The 14682-nt window shown below is 71.5% G+C and carries 12 protein-coding genes; 6 read left to right on the forward strand and 6 right to left on the reverse strand.

Annotated elements, in window-relative coordinates; all coding sequences use genetic code 11:
- Positions 1 to 66: 66 nt before the first annotated feature.
- Together OG927_RS26995 and OG927_RS27000 are read left to right on the forward strand one after the other, a co-directional pair.
- Entirely contained in the window at positions 67 to 1560 is a 1494-nt protein-coding gene (locus OG927_RS26995) for an MFS transporter (protein WP_056792495.1), read from the forward strand.
- Positions 1557 to 2582, forward strand: a complete 1026-nt coding sequence (locus OG927_RS27000; protein ID WP_056792079.1) for a glutathione S-transferase family protein — start codon at positions 1557 to 1559, stop codon at positions 2580 to 2582. Before OG927_RS26995 ends, OG927_RS27000 begins: the two co-directional genes overlap by 4 nt.
- A gap of 7 nt (positions 2583 to 2589) precedes the next feature.
- Here OG927_RS27000 and OG927_RS27005 read toward each other — a convergent pair whose 3' ends face one another.
- The gene (locus OG927_RS27005) at positions 2590 to 3459 is read right to left on the reverse strand and encodes a DMT family transporter (protein ID WP_241191696.1); all 870 of its coding nucleotides are present in this window, start codon (positions 3457 to 3459) and stop codon (positions 2590 to 2592) included.
- Between the two features lie 105 nt (positions 3460 to 3564).
- Here OG927_RS27005 and OG927_RS27010 point away from each other — a divergent pair, with 105 nt between their 5' ends.
- Complete coding sequence (locus tag OG927_RS27010) at positions 3565 to 4683, forward strand: winged helix DNA-binding domain-containing protein (protein ID WP_319101802.1); 1119 nt, start codon at positions 3565 to 3567, stop codon at positions 4681 to 4683.
- A gap of 103 nt (positions 4684 to 4786) precedes the next feature.
- Here the strand turns inward: OG927_RS27010 and OG927_RS27015 are convergent, their stop codons facing one another.
- On the reverse strand, positions 4787 to 5632 hold the full coding sequence (locus OG927_RS27015; RefSeq protein WP_056792084.1) for a response regulator transcription factor: 846 nt from the start codon (positions 5630 to 5632) through the stop codon (positions 4787 to 4789).
- Positions 5633 to 5737: 105 nt separating this feature from the next.
- On the opposite strand from OG927_RS27015, the gene OG927_RS27020 reads away from it, so the two are divergent.
- Both OG927_RS27020 and OG927_RS27025 read left to right on the forward strand, forming a co-directional pair.
- The gene (locus OG927_RS27020; RefSeq protein WP_056792086.1) at positions 5738 to 7414 is read left to right on the forward strand and encodes an AMP-binding protein; all 1677 of its coding nucleotides are present in this window, start codon (positions 5738 to 5740) and stop codon (positions 7412 to 7414) included.
- Positions 7411 to 9018: an AMP-binding protein gene (locus tag OG927_RS27025; protein WP_330320915.1), complete on the forward strand. Its 1608-nt coding sequence runs from the start codon at positions 7411 to 7413 to the stop codon at positions 9016 to 9018. Before OG927_RS27020 ends, OG927_RS27025 begins: the two co-directional genes overlap by 4 nt.
- A gap of 76 nt (positions 9019 to 9094) precedes the next feature.
- On the opposite strand, the gene OG927_RS27030 is transcribed toward OG927_RS27025, so the two are convergent.
- From OG927_RS27030 to OG927_RS27040, 3 genes are all read right to left on the reverse strand, one after another.
- Complete coding sequence (locus OG927_RS27030; RefSeq protein ID WP_056792088.1) at positions 9095 to 9316, reverse strand: hypothetical protein; 222 nt, start codon at positions 9314 to 9316, stop codon at positions 9095 to 9097.
- Between the two features lie 71 nt (positions 9317 to 9387).
- Positions 9388 to 9915, reverse strand: a complete 528-nt coding sequence (locus tag OG927_RS27035) for a GNAT family N-acetyltransferase (protein ID WP_124280716.1) — start codon at positions 9913 to 9915, stop codon at positions 9388 to 9390.
- 20 nt (positions 9916 to 9935) lie between these two features.
- The gene (locus OG927_RS27040) at positions 9936 to 10649 is read right to left on the reverse strand and encodes a hypothetical protein (RefSeq protein WP_330320916.1); all 714 of its coding nucleotides are present in this window, start codon (positions 10647 to 10649) and stop codon (positions 9936 to 9938) included.
- A 283-nt stretch (positions 10650 to 10932) separates the two neighbouring features.
- On the opposite strand from OG927_RS27040, the gene gcl reads away from it, so the two are divergent.
- Positions 10933 to 12717, forward strand: coding sequence for a glyoxylate carboligase (gcl, locus tag OG927_RS27045; RefSeq protein WP_124280714.1), 1785 nt, complete (start codon positions 10933 to 10935; stop codon positions 12715 to 12717).
- Positions 12718 to 13162: 445 nt separating this feature from the next.
- Here gcl and OG927_RS27050 read toward each other — a convergent pair whose 3' ends face one another.
- Complete coding sequence (locus OG927_RS27050; RefSeq protein WP_330320917.1) at positions 13163 to 14620, reverse strand: catalase; 1458 nt, start codon at positions 14618 to 14620, stop codon at positions 13163 to 13165.
- Between the last annotated feature and the right edge of the window lie 62 nt (positions 14621 to 14682).

The following is a 14682-nucleotide window of genomic DNA, read 5'->3' on the forward strand; positions in this document are numbered from 1 at the left end:
CGGAACACGCCGGGCCCCGCTACCGGAGTCCGCCGGAACCGGGGGCCGCGGCCTAGGGTGCGGACCATGGCAGAGAGCGCGGTGCACCGGGATCCTGGCTCTCCTCCCGGACCTTCCGATCCCCGTCGCTGGCGGGCCCTCGCCGTCTGCCTGGTGGCGGGCTTCATGACGCTCCTCGACGTGTCCATCGTCAATGTGGCGCTGCCGTCCATCAAGCAGGGGCTCGACACCCCGGAGTCCGACCTCCAATGGGTGCTGTCCGGCTACGCGCTGGCCTTCGGGCTCGTCCTCATCCCCGGCGGACGCCTCGGGGACGCCCGCGGGCGGCGCACGATGTTCATGTGGGGCCTCACCCTGTTCACACTGGCCTCCGCCGCCTGCGGGGCCGCCCAGTCCAGCCTGTGGCTCGTCATCGCGCGGCTGCTCCAGGGCGCGGCCGGAGGACTGCTCTCGCCGCAGATCTCGGCACTGATCCAGCAGATGTTCTCGGGCCGGGAGCGGGGCCGGGCCTTCGGCATGTTCGGCACCGTCGTCGGCATCTCCACCGCCGTCGGCCCGCTCGCCGGCGGGCTGCTGATCCAGGGTGCCGGGGCGGAGGAGGGCTGGCGCTGGGTGTTCTACGTCAACCTGCCGATCGGAGCCGTCTGCCTCCTGCTGGCCCACCGGCTGCTCCCCGACACCCCGTCCGCGAGCCGGGTCGGGCCGCGCGACCTGGACCCGCTCGGGGTGCTGCTGCTCGGCTCGGGGGTACTGGCCCTGCTTCTGCCGTTCGTCCAGGCCCAGCAGTGGCCGGGCAACGGGAAGTGGCTGCTCGTCGTGGTGGCCCTGGTCCTGCTGACCGCCTTCGTCGGCTGGGAGTCCCGCTGCGCGAAGAAGGGCGTCCAGCCCGTGGTGGACCTCTCGCTCTTCAGGCTCAGATCCTTCTGGCTGGGCTGCCTGATGATCCTGCTGTACTTCGCGGGGTTCACCTCGATCTTCTTCATCACCACCCTCTACCTGCAGTCGGGCCTGCACTACACCGCCCTGGAGGCAGGCATGGCGATCACCCCGTTCGCCCTGGGCGCGGGAGGCGCGGCGAGCATCGGCGGCCGGCTCGTCGGCCGGTTCGGCCGGCCCCTGATCGTCGTCGGGCTGACCATGGTGGCGGTCGGGCTCGGCCTCACCGCGCTGGCCGCACACCTGGTGCCGGGCCGCGGCGCCGGACTGGCCATGGCGGCGCCGCTGCTGCTCGCCGGACTCGGCAGCGGACTCGTCATCGCCCCCAACCAGACGATGACCCTCTCCCAGGTGCCGGTGCACAACGCGGGCAGTGCCGGGGGCACCCTCCAGACCAGTCAGCGGGTCGGATCGGCCATCGGGATCGCCGCCGTGGGTTCGGTCTTCTTCTCCCAGCTGGGACCCGACGGCTGGGCGGACGCGTACGACCGGGGGCTCGTCGTCTCGGTCGCGTTCGTCCTGGCCGCACTGATCGTGGCCCTGGCCGACGTCGGAGCCGGCCGACGGGGAAGAAGACGCCAGGAGACATCCCGAGCAACTGAACCGAAGAGGGGAACACGATGAGCGAGGAAGCAGAGCCGGGCGGGAACGACTCGTACGGCCACAAGCCCTTCAAGCGCTCGCGCAGCCACTTCGCCGACCGCATCACCGCCGACGGCCGCGACGGCTGGCCCGTCGAGGCGGGCCGCTACCGGCTGGTCGTCAGCAGGGCGTGCCCGTGGGCGAGCCGCGCGCTCGTCTCACGGCGGCTTCTCGGGCTGGAGAGCGCCCTCTCGCTGGCCGTCACCGATCCGCTCCAGGACGACCGCAGCTGGCGCTTCACCCTGGACGAGGGCGGCCGCGATCCGGTGCTCGGCATCCAGTACCTGAGCGAGGCCTACGAGGCCCGCGAACACGGCTACCCCGGAGGGGTCAGCGTCCCCGCGATCGTCGACGTACCCAGTGGCAGGCTCGTCACCAACGACTACCAGCGGATCACGCTGGACCTGGCCACCGAATGGAAGGCGCTGCACCGTCCCGGAGCCCCCGACCTCTACCCGGAACCGCTGCGGGAGGAGATCGACGAGGTGATGGAGGGCATCTACCGCGACGTCAACAACGGCGTCTACCGGGCCGGATTCGCCGACGGTCAGAGCACGTACGAGGCGGCGTACGCCGATGTGTTCGGCCGGCTGGACAGCGTCTCGGAGCGGCTCGCCGACCGGCGCTACCTCGTCGGCGACACCCTCACCGAGGCGGACATCCGGCTCTTCACCACCCTGGTGCGCTTCGACGCCGTCTACCACGGACACTTCAAGTGCAACCGCACGAAACTGGCCGAGGACCCCGTGCTCTGGGCGTACGTCCGCGACCTCTACCAGACCCCGGGCTTCGGCGACACGGTCGACTTCGACCACATCAAACAGCACTACTACCGCGTGCACACGGGCATCAACCCCACCGGCATCGTGCCGCTCGGCCCCGACCTGTCCGGCTGGCTGACCCCCCACCACCGGGAGCAGCTCGGCGGCCGCCCGTTCGGCGACGGCACCCCGCCCGGTCCGGTGCGGCCCGGCGAGGAGGTGCCGCCCCGGGGCCGCCCCTGATCCGCCCTCACCGCACCCGCGGCGCGGGTGGGGCGTTGCCCCCGGCCAGCGGGGAACGCGCCAGCACCACACAGCCCACGGCGATCAGGGCCGCACCGGCCAGCTGCGGCAGCAGCCACCAGCCGGTGCGCAGCTCCTCGCCGAACAACGTGACGCCGTACGCGATGCTGATCAGCGCGTCCCCGAGCGTCAGCATCGGCTGTACGGCCGCCAGGCTGCCGGCGTGCAGCGCGTTCTGCAGGAGGAACAGCGCCCCTACACCGGCCGCCGCGGTGGCGTAGAGCTGCCAGGCCGTCAGCAGGCCCGTCACACCGCCCTCGTCCAGCTGCGCCATGGCGTCCTTCATCAGGGCCGCCGTCAGCGCGTACCCGCAGGCCGCCGCCAGGCCCAGCAGCGCGGCCCGCGCGTTGCCGTCGCTGCCGAGCGCGGCGGTGATCAGCGCCGCCTCGAACAGCCCCGTGACCACCAGGGCCGGGAACCAGTCCCCGCCCGGCACGCTCTCGCGGCCTCCGACCGGTGCGGCGGCGGCCATGGCGACGGCCAGTCCGACCGTGACGGCGGACACCCCGTACCAGACGGTCCGTGGCACCCGCACGCGCATGACGACTCCCGCGAGCAGCAGCGTCGCGGGCAGTTCGATCACGAAGATCGGCTGGACCACCGCGATCGGGCCGGTGGCCAGCGCGACCGCCTGGCACACCGCGGCGACGATCACCAGAACGATCCCGCACAGCCACACCTTCTGGCGCAGCAGATGCCCCATGAGGGACAGACGCATCGCCTCGCCGGCGGGCACGTTCAGGGCGGCGCGGCGTTGGAGGACCGAGGCGGCACCGTTGCTGAGCGCCGTCAGGACGGCGAAGAGGACACTGATCACGGGCACCATCATGAGGGCGTACGGCGCCCGGCCGGTGGTGCCGCCGTCACGTGCGAGTGTCGGAATCGAGCGTCAGTGCACCACCTCCCGCGTAGCGTGCGGTCCATGGTCGCGAAGAATGCTCCCGTGCTCACCACCCGCGCTCTCAACAGGGCAACCCTGGAACGCCAGTTGCTGCTCCGGCGCGCCGCCGTGCCGGTGCGGGACGTCGTCACCCGCCTGGTGGGGCTGCAGGCGCAGAACACCCGGCCGCCGTACTTCCAGCTCTTCTCCCGGATCGACGGCTTCGACCCCGCGTCGCTCTCCGCGCTGATGGAGTCCCGTGAGGTCGTCAGGATCGTCACCCTTCGGTCCACCATCCACACCCACACCGCCGACGACGCGCTCGCCCTGCGCCCCCTCGTCCAGCCGGCGCGCGACCGGGAGCTGAAGGTGTTCCGGAGCGGGCTCACCGGGGTGGACCTGGACCGGCTCGCCTCCCTCAGCAAGGAGCTCGTCGAGGAACGGCCCCGCACCATGAAGGAGCTGCGCGACGAACTGACCGTGCACTGGCCGGACGCCGACCCGCGGGCCCTGTCGGTCGCCGCCCGCTGCCTGCTGCCGCTGGTCCAGGTCACCCCGCGCGGACTGTGGGGACGCAGCGGACAGGTCGCGCTGACGACCGCCGAGCACTGGCTCGGCAGACCGTCGCAGGCGGCCCCCGCGCCCGACGGAACCGTACTGCGCTACCTCGGCGCCTTCGGACCGGCCTCCGTGAAGGACATGCAGATGTGGGCCGGGCTGACCCGGCTGCGCGAGGTCTTCGAACGGCTGCGCCCGCACCTGGTCACCTTCCGCGACGAGAGCGGCGTCGAGCTCTTCGACCTGCCGGACGCCCCGCGTCCCGGCCCCGACGTCCCCGCTCCCGCCCGGTTCCTGCCCGAATTCGACAACGTGCTGCTCGGCCACGCCGACCGGACACGGGTCATCCCCGCCGCCTACAAGGGGCGCAACGGCGTGGGCAACCAGTCGTACGGGACGGTCCTCGTGGACGGCTTCCTGGCCGCGCTCTGGCGCCTCGACGAGACGGCCGACGACGCGACGGTCACCGTCCAGCCCCTGGGCACCCTCGGCGGGGCGCAGCGCGAGGAGATCACGCAGGAGGCCGTGGAGATGCTGACGGCCATGTCGGCGGCGCCCGCGCACGACGTCCGGTTCGCCACGTTCATCGACTTCGGCGACTGAGGCGACTGAGGCGACCCGGGCGCCGGGGCGGACCGTCCCCGCCGAGTGGCGGCGTGGACCGACCGACGGACCCCATGTCCGTCACCCTCCCGTCCGTGGTCCATCAGGGCAGCAGCCCCGCCCGCCGCGCCGCCACCACCGCCTCGAGCCGGGTGTGCGCCCCCAGCTTCCGCATCGCGGAGCGCAGATACCCCTTCACCGTCTCCGGCCGCAGCCCCAGCCGCTCGGCCGCCGCCGCGTTCGTCGCTCCCGAAGCGACACAGGCGATCACGTCCACCTCGCGGGGCGCCAGCCGTACGGACCGTACCGCCGGATACCGGTCCCCGCCCGCGGCCGACGCGAGCCGCCCGCACACGGCGAGCAGCTCGTCGCGCAGTGCCGGATCGACGATCTTCGGTGCCAGCGCCCGCAGCTCGCGGTGCGCCTCGCGGACGTGCTCCCACGTGCCGGGGCCGGTCCCCGGGTCGGCCACCTGCTCCCGGGTGGCCGCCAGGAGCTGCCGCACCTCGTCCCGTACGGCCAGCGCCTGCTCGACATCACGCGCCGCCGACGCCGCCGCGTCGAACGTGCGGTCCCCGAGCGTGAGCGGCTCGCGCAGCGCCCCGTACAGCACGCCGCGCACCTTGCGGCGGACGACGACGGGCACCGCGACGACCGAGCGCAGCCCCTCCGCCGCGACGGGGGTGTCGTACTCGTGGCTGATGTGGCGCGAGGAGGCGTAGTCGCTCACCGCGCACGGCCGCGACAGGGCGATGGCCTTGCCACCGAGCCCGCTGCCCGCCGAGATGACGAGCCCGCGCAGCGCACCCGTCTGCGCCCCGTTCAGCTCGGCGATCCGCGCGTGGCGCGCGTCAGAGAGGAGTCCGCCGAAGACGACGGGCAGCCCGCTCGTCCGGCGCAGCCTCAGCAGGGCCGCCTGCAGTTCGGTCGCCTCGCCCGGTTCCGGCACGCCGATGTCTCTCCGCCCTCTACGTCGTACCCCCGTTCGGGGGTGGTGAGATCTGGGTCACTGTTCGCATGATGTTAGGGGACGGGTCCGCAACGAGGAGGGCACATGTCGGCAACCAGCGCGACGCAGACGTTCCGGGCAGCCCGGGACTTCCTGCTCGAGCACCGTGAGGACTACGCGAAGGCCTACGAAGGCTTCAGCTGGCCGCGCTCGGACCACTTCAACTGGGCGCTCGACTGGTTCGACGTCATCGCGGAGGACAACGACCGCACCGCCCTGCACATCGTGGAGGAGGACGGCGGCCGCACCGAGGTGTCCTTCGCCCGGATGGCCGCCCGCTCCAACCGGGCCGCGAACTGGATGCGGTCCCAGGGTGTGCGGGCGGGCGACCGGATCCTCGTGATGCTCGGCAACCAGACCGAGCTGTGGGAGACCGCCCTGGCCGCGATGAAGCTACGCGCCGTCGTGATCCCCGCGACCCCGCTGCTCGGCCCGCTCGACCTGCGCGACCGGGTGGAACGCGGCAGGGTCCGGCACGTCCTCGTACGGTCGGCGGACACGGCCAAGTTCGACGAGGTCCCCGGCGACTACACGCGGATCGCGGTCGGCGACGAGGTCGGCGGCTGGCGGAACTACAGCGGGGCCGACGAGGCACCGGACACCTTCACGGCGGACCGGGAGACCGACGCCGACGAACCGCTGATGCTGTACTTCACCTCCGGCACGACCGCGAGCCCCAAGCTGGTCGAGCACACCCACGTCTCGTACCCGGTCGGCCACCTGGCCACGATGTACTGGATCGGGCTCAAGCCCGGCGACGTCCACCTGAACATCTCCTCGCCCGGCTGGGCGAAGCACGCCTGGTCCAATCTCTTCGCGCCCTGGAGCGCGGAGGCCACCGTCTTCATCTTCAACTACACCCGTTTCGACGCGGCCCGGCTGATGGCGGAGATGGACCGTTCCGCCGTGACCAGCTTCTGCGCACCGCCGACCGTCTGGCGGATGCTCATCCAGGCCGACCTCACCCAGCTGAGGACACCGCCGCGCGAGGTCGTGGCAGCCGGAGAACCCCTCAACCCGGAGGTCATCGAGAGCGTCCGGCGCGCCTGGGGCGTCACCATCCGGGACGGCTTCGGGCAGACGGAGACCGCCGTCCAGGTGGCCAACTCGCCGGGACAGCCGCTGAAAGCCGGCTCCATGGGACGGCCCAGCCCCGGCTTCACCGTGGAGCTCCTCGACCCGGTCACCGGCGAGGCGGGCGTCGCGGAGGGTGAGATCTCCCTGGACCTGGCCGCCGCCCCCGTGGGCCTGATGACGGGCTACCACGGCGACCCGGACCGGACCGCCGAGGCGATGGCGGGCGGCTACTACCGCACCGGGGACATCGGCTCGCGTGACGAGGACGGTTACATCACGTACGTGGGCAGGGCCGACGACGTCTTCAAGGCCTCCGACTACAAGATCTCGCCGTTCGAGCTGGAGAGCGCACTGCTGGAGCACGAGGCGGTCGCCGAGGCCGCGGTCGTCCCCGCACCCGACCCGGTGCGGCTGTCCGTCCCGAAGGCGTACGTCGTGCTCGCGGAGGGCTGGGAGCCCGGCCCGGAGACGGCGAAGGCGCTCTTCGCCCACTCCCGGGCGGTCCTCGCCCCGTACAAGCGCATCCGCCGGCTGGAGTTCGCCGAGCTGCCCAAGACCGTCTCCGGCAAGATCCGCCGGATCGAGCTGCGCGAGCGCACGGCCCAGGGAGAGGGCACCGAATTCGACGAGGGGGACCTGCGATGAGCGAGCTGTCCTACGCGCACGGCACCGGCACCACCGCCCTGCTCGGTGACACCATCGGGCGCAACCTCGACCGGGCGGTCGGCGCCTTCCCGGAGCGGGAGGCACTCGTCGACGTGGTGTCCGGACGACGCTGGACGTACGCCGGATTCGGCGCCGCCGTCCGGGAGCTGGCCCGCGGGCTGATGGCGTCCGGCGTCGCCAAGGGCGACCGGGTGGGGATCTGGGCGGTCAACTGCCCGGAGTGGGTGCTCGTCCAGTACGCGACGGCCCGCATCGGCGCCGTCATGGTCAACATCAACCCGGCCTACCGGGCGCACGAGCTGGAGTACGTGCTCAACCAGGCAGGCGTCTCCGTCCTGATCGCCTCGCTCGCCCACCGGACCAGCGACTACCGCGCACTCGTCGGGCAGGTCCGCGCCGGCTGCCCGGCGCTGCGGGCCGTCCACTACATCGGCGACCCGAGCTGGGACGAGCTGACGGCCGCGTCGGCGTCGGTCGACGAGGAGGAACTGGCCGCCCGCGAAGCGGCGTTGTCCTGCGACGACCCGATCAACATCCAGTACACCTCGGGCACCACCGGCTTCCCCAAGGGGGCCACGCTCTCCCACCACAACATCCTCAACAACGGCTACTTCGTCGGGGAGACGGTCGGTTACACGGAACAGGACCGCGTCTGTCTGCCGGTGCCCTTCTACCACTGCTTCGGCATGGTCATGGGCAACCTCGGCATCACCTCGCACGGTGCCTGCATCGTGATCCCCGCCCCGTCCTTCGAGCCCGCCTCCGTGCTGGCGGCCGTCCAGCAGGAGCGCTGCACCTCGCTCTACGGCGTGCCCACCATGTTCATCGCGGAGCTGAACCATCCGGACTTCGCCACGTACGACCTGTCCACGCTGCGCACCGGGATCATGGCCGGATCCCCGTGCCCGGCCGAGGTGATGAAGCGGGTCGTCGCCGAGATGCACATGGACGAGGTGTCCATCTGCTACGGGATGACGGAGACCTCCCCGGTCTCCACACAGACCCGCCGGGACGACGACCTCGAGCGCCGCACGGGCACGGTCGGCCGGGTGCTGCCGCACGTAGAGGTGAAGATCACCGACCCGGTGACGGGGCTGACCCTGCCGCGCGGCGAGGCCGGTGAGCTGTGCAGCCGGGGCTACGGCGTGATGCTCGGCTACTGGGACCAGCCGGAGCGGACCGCCGAAGTCGTGGACGCGGGGCGCTGGATGCACACCGGGGACCTCGCGGTGATGCGGCAGGACGGGTACGTCCAGATCGTCGGCCGGATCAAGGACATGATCATCCGGGGCGGCGAGAACGTGTACCCGCGTGAGATCGAGGAGTTCCTCTACGGCCACCCGAAGATCGCCGACGTACAGGTGGTCGGGGTACCGGACGCCGCCTACGGGGAGGAGATCCTGGCCTGCGTCATCCCGCGCGACCCGGCCGACCCGCCGACGCTCGACGACGTGACGGCGTACTGCCGCGAGCGGCTGGCGCACTACAAGATCCCGCAACGGCTGCAGGTCCTGGAGACGTTCCCGATGACGGTCAGTGGGAAGGTCCGGAAGGTCGAACTGCGGGAGACCTACGGGAGCTAGCCCGCGCCGGCAAAACGGCGAACCGGCGCGCGGGAGGCGGCCGGCACGCCCCGGGGGACGGCCGGCGCCCCCGGGGTCAGGCGGCTTCGATGATGTCGGAGCTGATGCCCCGCGTCGCCGCCGCCCATTCGATGAGCAGCACTTCGTACTTCGCGGCTTCCACGGACGACCAGTCCTGGCCGGCGCGCGCATCCACGAGTGCGCGGATCGCCTCGTTGGCCTCGACGGCGGACTGGTGTGTCGGCTGGGTCGGGAGAACGGGGGTGGAACGGGTGGAAAGTCGTGGAGTTAAGACCATGCCTTCACTCTACGTCCCCACACTGACAACAGTCCGAACATATGCGCTTCAGGGGGCGCAGGTGACCGAAATCATGGCCCGGGGCGGAAGGGGAGTTCGCCGCGCATGCACACGCGCGGCCAGCGGTTCAGGCCGTGTTCCGCCTCCTGTTCCCTGATCGAGCGGAGCCCTTCTCCGAGCTCGTCCGCCGCCAGTGTCCGAAAACCGAGGCGGGCGTAGTAAGGGGCGTTCCACGGGACCTCGGCGAACGTGGTCAGCGTCAGTGCCGTCATCCCGTGCTCCTCGGCCCAGGCGGCGGCCCGGCCGATGAGGGCGCGGCCCACGCCCCGGCGGGCGGCCGCCGGGGCTACCGACACCTGCTCGATGTGTGCGGCGCCGTCGACGCGTTCGGCGATCAGATAGCCGACGGGCAGGTCCGTCCCCCCGTCCGCCGCCACCCAGCAGCGCCCGTCGCGACGGCAGGCCTCCAGGAGGCCGAGCGACGGAGGGTCGTCGTCCGCGACGGACCGCATGCCGAGGGCCCTGAAGGGTTCGCCGGCGGCGCGCTCGATGTCCTGGAGCAGGGGGAGTTCGGCGCGGAGGGCGGGGCGGATGCGCATGGGCCGAGTATGGCGGGCGGTCAGGGGCCGGTGCGGGCCAGTGCGTCGGCGGCGCCGTTCGCCGGCCGGGGCGTCCCCGTGAGGTCCATGACGAAGAGGGGGATGGACAGGCCGTTCGCCCGTGACCGGGCGTCGTCGGCGTATCCGGCGAGGGAGAAGAGCACTCCGGACACCGATGTGTGGAGAGCGTTGAGCCAGAGGCACTCGACGTCGCGCAGGGCGATGGGCCGGGTGGTCGAGTCGACCTGGGCGATGACTCCGGCCGCCCGGAGGTCGATGCGGGAGGTGGGCCGCACCTCGGGCTGGACGACGTCGCGGTAGCCCAGCCAGGTCAGGTAGAGCGCGGCGGCGCTCACCGCGTCGCGTGCCGTACGGATCACCAGGGGCTGGAACGCCGGGCGGGGTTGCGCGGCCGTACGGGGAAGGGGGGCGGGGGGCGGCCCGGGCGGGGCGGACGGTGTGAAGCCGCGCGTGGCCACCGGCCGCACGGGTATGCGCAGCACGGTCCCGCAGGGGCAGCACAGTTCGGGGTACGGCCACTGGTCGCGGCGCCCGCAGGAGTGGCAGCGCACGCTCACCCAGTCGTCGTCCCAGGTGCGGCGGGTGATGGGCTCGACCGGGGCGCCGCGCATCAGCGGCGGGGCGGTCGGGGAACCGCACGGGCAGGGGTACACCGGCGTGAGGTACGCGTGATCCCGGCTGCAGACCGGGCAGCGCACCGGTAAGGACTCCACGTTGTGCCCCTCCCCGCCGCCGTCGCGGCGACTGCGTTCCGTGCCCCCATCGTCCACCAGGAGCGACGCTCGGGGGAGGGGCTTGGCGTACTTCGTCCCGGCGTTCTCCCTATGGGGTCCCCGCGCCGGCCTCGCACCGCTCCCGCGTCCTCCCTTGACGCTCGTACGGGTCCACCCTAGATTTGATTCCGCATAGCAGAACAACATTTCCGTCATGCGGAATTGGTGCTCTCAGGTGGCGCGACAGAGCCCGACTCCACCAGGTCCGAAGCAGGAGTACTCAATGCCTCGTATGACCGCTGCCCGAGCGGCAGTCGAGATCCTCAAGCGTGAAGGCGTCAGTAACGCGTTCGGTGTGCCCGGTGCGGCGATCAACCCGTTCTACGCCGCCCTCAAGGCCTCCGGCGGGGTGCACCACACCCTCGCCCGTCACGTGGAGGGGGCCTCCCACATGGCCGAGGGCTACACCCGCGCGAAGGCCGGGAACATCGGCGTCTGCATCGGTACGTCCGGTCCGGCCGGCACCGACATGATCACCGGCCTCTACTCGGCCGTCGCCGACTCGATCCCGATCCTCTGCATCACCGGCCAGGCGCCGACGGCCGTGCTCCACAAGGAGGACTTCCAGGCCGTCGACATCGCGTCGATCGCCGCCCCGGTGACCAAGGCGGCGACCACCGTCCTGGAGGCCGCGCAGGTCCCGGGGGTCTTCCAGCAGGCCTTCCACCTGATGCGCACCGGGCGGCCGGGGCCGGTCCTCATCGACCTGCCGATCGATGTGCAGCTCACCGAGATCGAGTTCGACCCCGAGCTGTACGAGCCGCTGCCCGTGCACAAGCCCGCGGCGACCCGCAAGCAGATCGAGCGGGCCGTCGAGATGCTGAACTCCTCCGAGCGTCCGCTGCTCGTCGCGGGCGGCGGCATCATCAACGCCGACGCCTGCGAACTCCTGGTGGAGTTCGCCGAGCTGACCGGTGTCCCGGTCGTCCCGACCCTGATGGGCTGGGGCATCCTCGCCGACGACCACGAGCTGAACGCGGGCATGGTCGGCCTGCAGACCTCGCACCGCTACGGCAACGCGAACTTCCTGGAGTCCGACTTCGTCCTCGGCATCGGAAACCGATGGGCCAACCGGCACACCGGCAAGCTGGACGTCTACACCCGGGGGCGTACGTTCGTCCACGTCGACATCGAGCCCACCCAGCTCGGCAGGATCTTCGCGCCGGACCTCGGTATCGCCTCCGACGCGAAGGCCGCGCTGGAACTCTTCGTCGAGGTGGCGCGCGAGCTCAGGGACGCGGGCAGGCTCAAGGACCGGTCGGCTTGGGCGGCGTCCACCCAGGAGCGCCGTGCCACGCTGCAGCGCCGTACGCACTTCGACGACGTCCCGCTGAAGCCGCAGCGGGTGTACGAGGAGATGAACCGGGCCTTCGGCCCCGAGACCCGGTACGTGACGACGATCGGCCTCTCCCAGATCGCGGGCGCGCAGATGCTGCACGTCTACCGGCCGCGCCACTGGATCAACTGCGGCCAGGCCGGACCGCTCGGCTGGACGATCCCGGCCGCGCTGGGTGTCGCCACGGCCGACCCGGACGGCTCCGTCGTCGCGCTCTCCGGGGACTACGACTTCCAGTTCATGCTGGAGGAGCTGGCGGTCGGCGCGCAGCACCGCATCCCGTACGTCCACGTGCTGGTGAACAACTCCTACCTGGGGCTCATCCGGCAGGCGCAGCGCACCTTCGACATCGACTTCCAGGTCAACCTGGAGTTCGAGAACATCAACTCCCCGGAACTGGGCGCCTACGGCGTGGACCACGTCAAGGTGGTCGAGGGGCTCGGGTGCAAGGCGATCCGGGTCACGGAGCCGGACCAGCTGCTGCCGGCCTTCGAGGAGGCGAAGAAGCTGGCGGCGGAGTTCCGGGTGCCGGTGGTGGTGGAGGCGATCCTGGAGCGGATCACGAACATCTCGATGAGCGGGACGGACATCGCCTCGGTCAACGAGTTCGAGGACGTGGCGACGGAGCCGGGCCACGCGCCGACGGCGGTCCGTGCGCTGACCGTCTCCTGACCCGCCTTCCTTCCTGGCTCCCGCCCGGGCCCCCGGGCGGGAGCCTTCTGCCATCCTCGCCGGGGTGTGTCCTCGATCGCCGGACGGGCCTGGTCCGGGCCGAGTGGCATGTCCGAGCCCGTCCGGCGATCGAGGACGAAGGCCTGCACCGGCGGTGCGGGACAGGGCATCCAGCCCGTCCGGCGATCGAGGACGGGCAGGCAGCAGAACAGGGGCGCGCCCCACGGTGGGCTCCGTGGGGCACGCCCCTGTTCGCTCAGCTCACAGCGACCGCGGCGGCGGCGAGCGGGCCGGCCGGCGACCGGGCTCCTTCAGGTCAGGAGCCGGGCCGGCCGGGCCCTTCGCCACCGCACTGGCGTCGTCCGCCGCCGCGGCCCCGTCCTGCCCGCGCCGCGCTTCACCCCTCATCCGGGTACGCGGCACGGGCAGGGCCCCGGGTGAAGGCTCAGTCCTCGCGCAGTGCGCGGACCGCCTTCTCCACGCGGCTGCCGTAGTCGGCGTCCGCCGCGTGGAAGTGGGAGAGGTTCTTCTCGATCACGTCGTCACGGGCGACCTGCGAGAGTCCCCGCGCGATGTTCGCGACCAGGCGGTCCTTCTCGTCGTCCGACATCAGCCGGTAGAGCTCGCCCGCCTGGAAGAAGTCGTCGTCCTTGGTGTGTGCGGGTGTCTCGTGCGTGCCCGTCCAGCCGTGTACGGCCTGCGGGGCGGCGAGGGCCCTGCCGGTCTGGGCCGGGCCCTCGTACGAGTTGGGTTCGTAGTTCCTGTCCCGGCGCGAACCGTTCCGGGTCGCGTGCAGGCCGTCGCGGCCGTAGTTGTCGACGACGGCCGCCTTCGGCGCGTTGACCTCGAGCCGCGTGTGGTTGACGCCGAGCCGGTAGCGGTGCGCGTCGGCGTACGCGAACAGCCGACCCTGCAGCATCCTGTCCGGGGACGGGCCGATGCCGGGCACGAAGTTGTTGGGCGAGAACGCCGCCTGCTCGACCTCGGCGAAGACGTTGTCCGGGTTGCGGTCGAGTACCAGGCGCCCCACGCGCTGCAGCGGGTAGTCGGCGTGCGGCCACACCTTGGTGACGTCGAACGGGTTGAAGCGGTAGTCGGCGGCCTCCGCGGCCGGCATCACCTGTACGTGCAGGGTCCACGACGGGTTGACCCCGCGCTCGATGGCCTGGAGCAGGTCCGTCTGGTGCGAGGCGGCGTCCTGGCCGGCGAGCTCGGCGGCCTGGTCGGCCGAGAGGGAGCGCACGCCCTGGTTCGTCTTGAAGTGGTACTTCACGAAGAAGGCCTCGCCCGCCGCGTTCGTCCACTGGTAGGTGTGCGAGCCGAAGCCGTCCATGTGGCGGTAGGAGGCGGGGATGCCGCGGTCCCCCATCAGCCAGGTGACCTGGTGCGTCGCCTCGGGGGAGTGCGCCCAGAAGTCCCAGACGTTGTCCGGCTCCTGGCGGCCCGTGAACGGGTCGCGCTTCTGCGAGTGGATGAAGTCGGGGAACTTGACGGGGTCCTTGATGAAGAACACCGGGGTGTTGTTGCCGACGAGGTCGTAGTTCCCCTCGTCCGTGTAGAACTTGAGGGCGAAGCCCCGGGGGTCGCGTACGGCGTCGGCGCCGCCCAGGGAGTCGGCGACCGTCGAGAACCGTATGAACGTCTCGGTGCGGCGGCCCACTTCGGAGAGGAAGTCGGCGCTGGTGAAGCCGGTGACGTCGTCCGTCACCTCGAAGTAGCCGTACGCGCCGGAGCCGCGCGCGTGGACGACGCGCTCCGGGATGCGCTCGCGGTTGAAGCGGGCGAGCTTCTCCAGCAGGTGCTGGTCCTGGAGGAGGAGCGGCCCGCCGGCGCCCGCCGTGGCGGAGTTCTGGTTGTCGGCGACCGGGGCGCCTGACTCGGTCGTGAGCACACGCTTCGACATGGAGACCTTCCGTACGGGGCTGCTGACGGCTTCAGGAGCGTAGATTCGCCGCGGACGAAACG

The organism is Streptomyces clavifer (genome assembly GCF_036345975.1).
Classification (GTDB): Bacteria; Actinomycetota; Actinomycetes; order Streptomycetales; family Streptomycetaceae; genus Streptomyces; species Streptomyces clavifer.

Bases quoted from the DNA above. Each gene is read 5' to 3' on its own strand.
- OG927_RS26995 (WP_056792495.1), top strand. From the start codon at position 67: ATGGCAGAGAGCGCGGTGCACCGGGATCCTGGCTCTCCTCCCGGACCT.
- OG927_RS27000 (WP_056792079.1), top strand. From the start codon at position 1,557: ATGAGCGAGGAAGCAGAGCCGGGCGGGAACGACTCGTACGGCCACAAG.
- OG927_RS27010 (WP_319101802.1), top strand. From the start codon at position 3,565: ATGGTCGCGAAGAATGCTCCCGTGCTCACCACCCGCGCTCTCAACAGG.
- OG927_RS27020 (WP_056792086.1), top strand. From the start codon at position 5,738: ATGTCGGCAACCAGCGCGACGCAGACGTTCCGGGCAGCCCGGGACTTC.
- OG927_RS27025 (WP_330320915.1), top strand. From the start codon at position 7,411: ATGAGCGAGCTGTCCTACGCGCACGGCACCGGCACCACCGCCCTGCTC.
- OG927_RS27030 (WP_056792088.1), bottom strand. From the start codon at position 9,316: ATGGTCTTAACTCCACGACTTTCCACCCGTTCCACCCCCGTTCTCCCG.
- OG927_RS27035 (WP_124280716.1), bottom strand. From the start codon at position 9,915: ATGCGCATCCGCCCCGCCCTCCGCGCCGAACTCCCCCTGCTCCAGGAC.
- gcl (WP_124280714.1), top strand. From the start codon at position 10,933: ATGCCTCGTATGACCGCTGCCCGAGCGGCAGTCGAGATCCTCAAGCGT.
- OG927_RS27050 (WP_330320917.1), bottom strand. From the start codon at position 14,620: ATGTCGAAGCGTGTGCTCACGACCGAGTCAGGCGCCCCGGTCGCCGAC.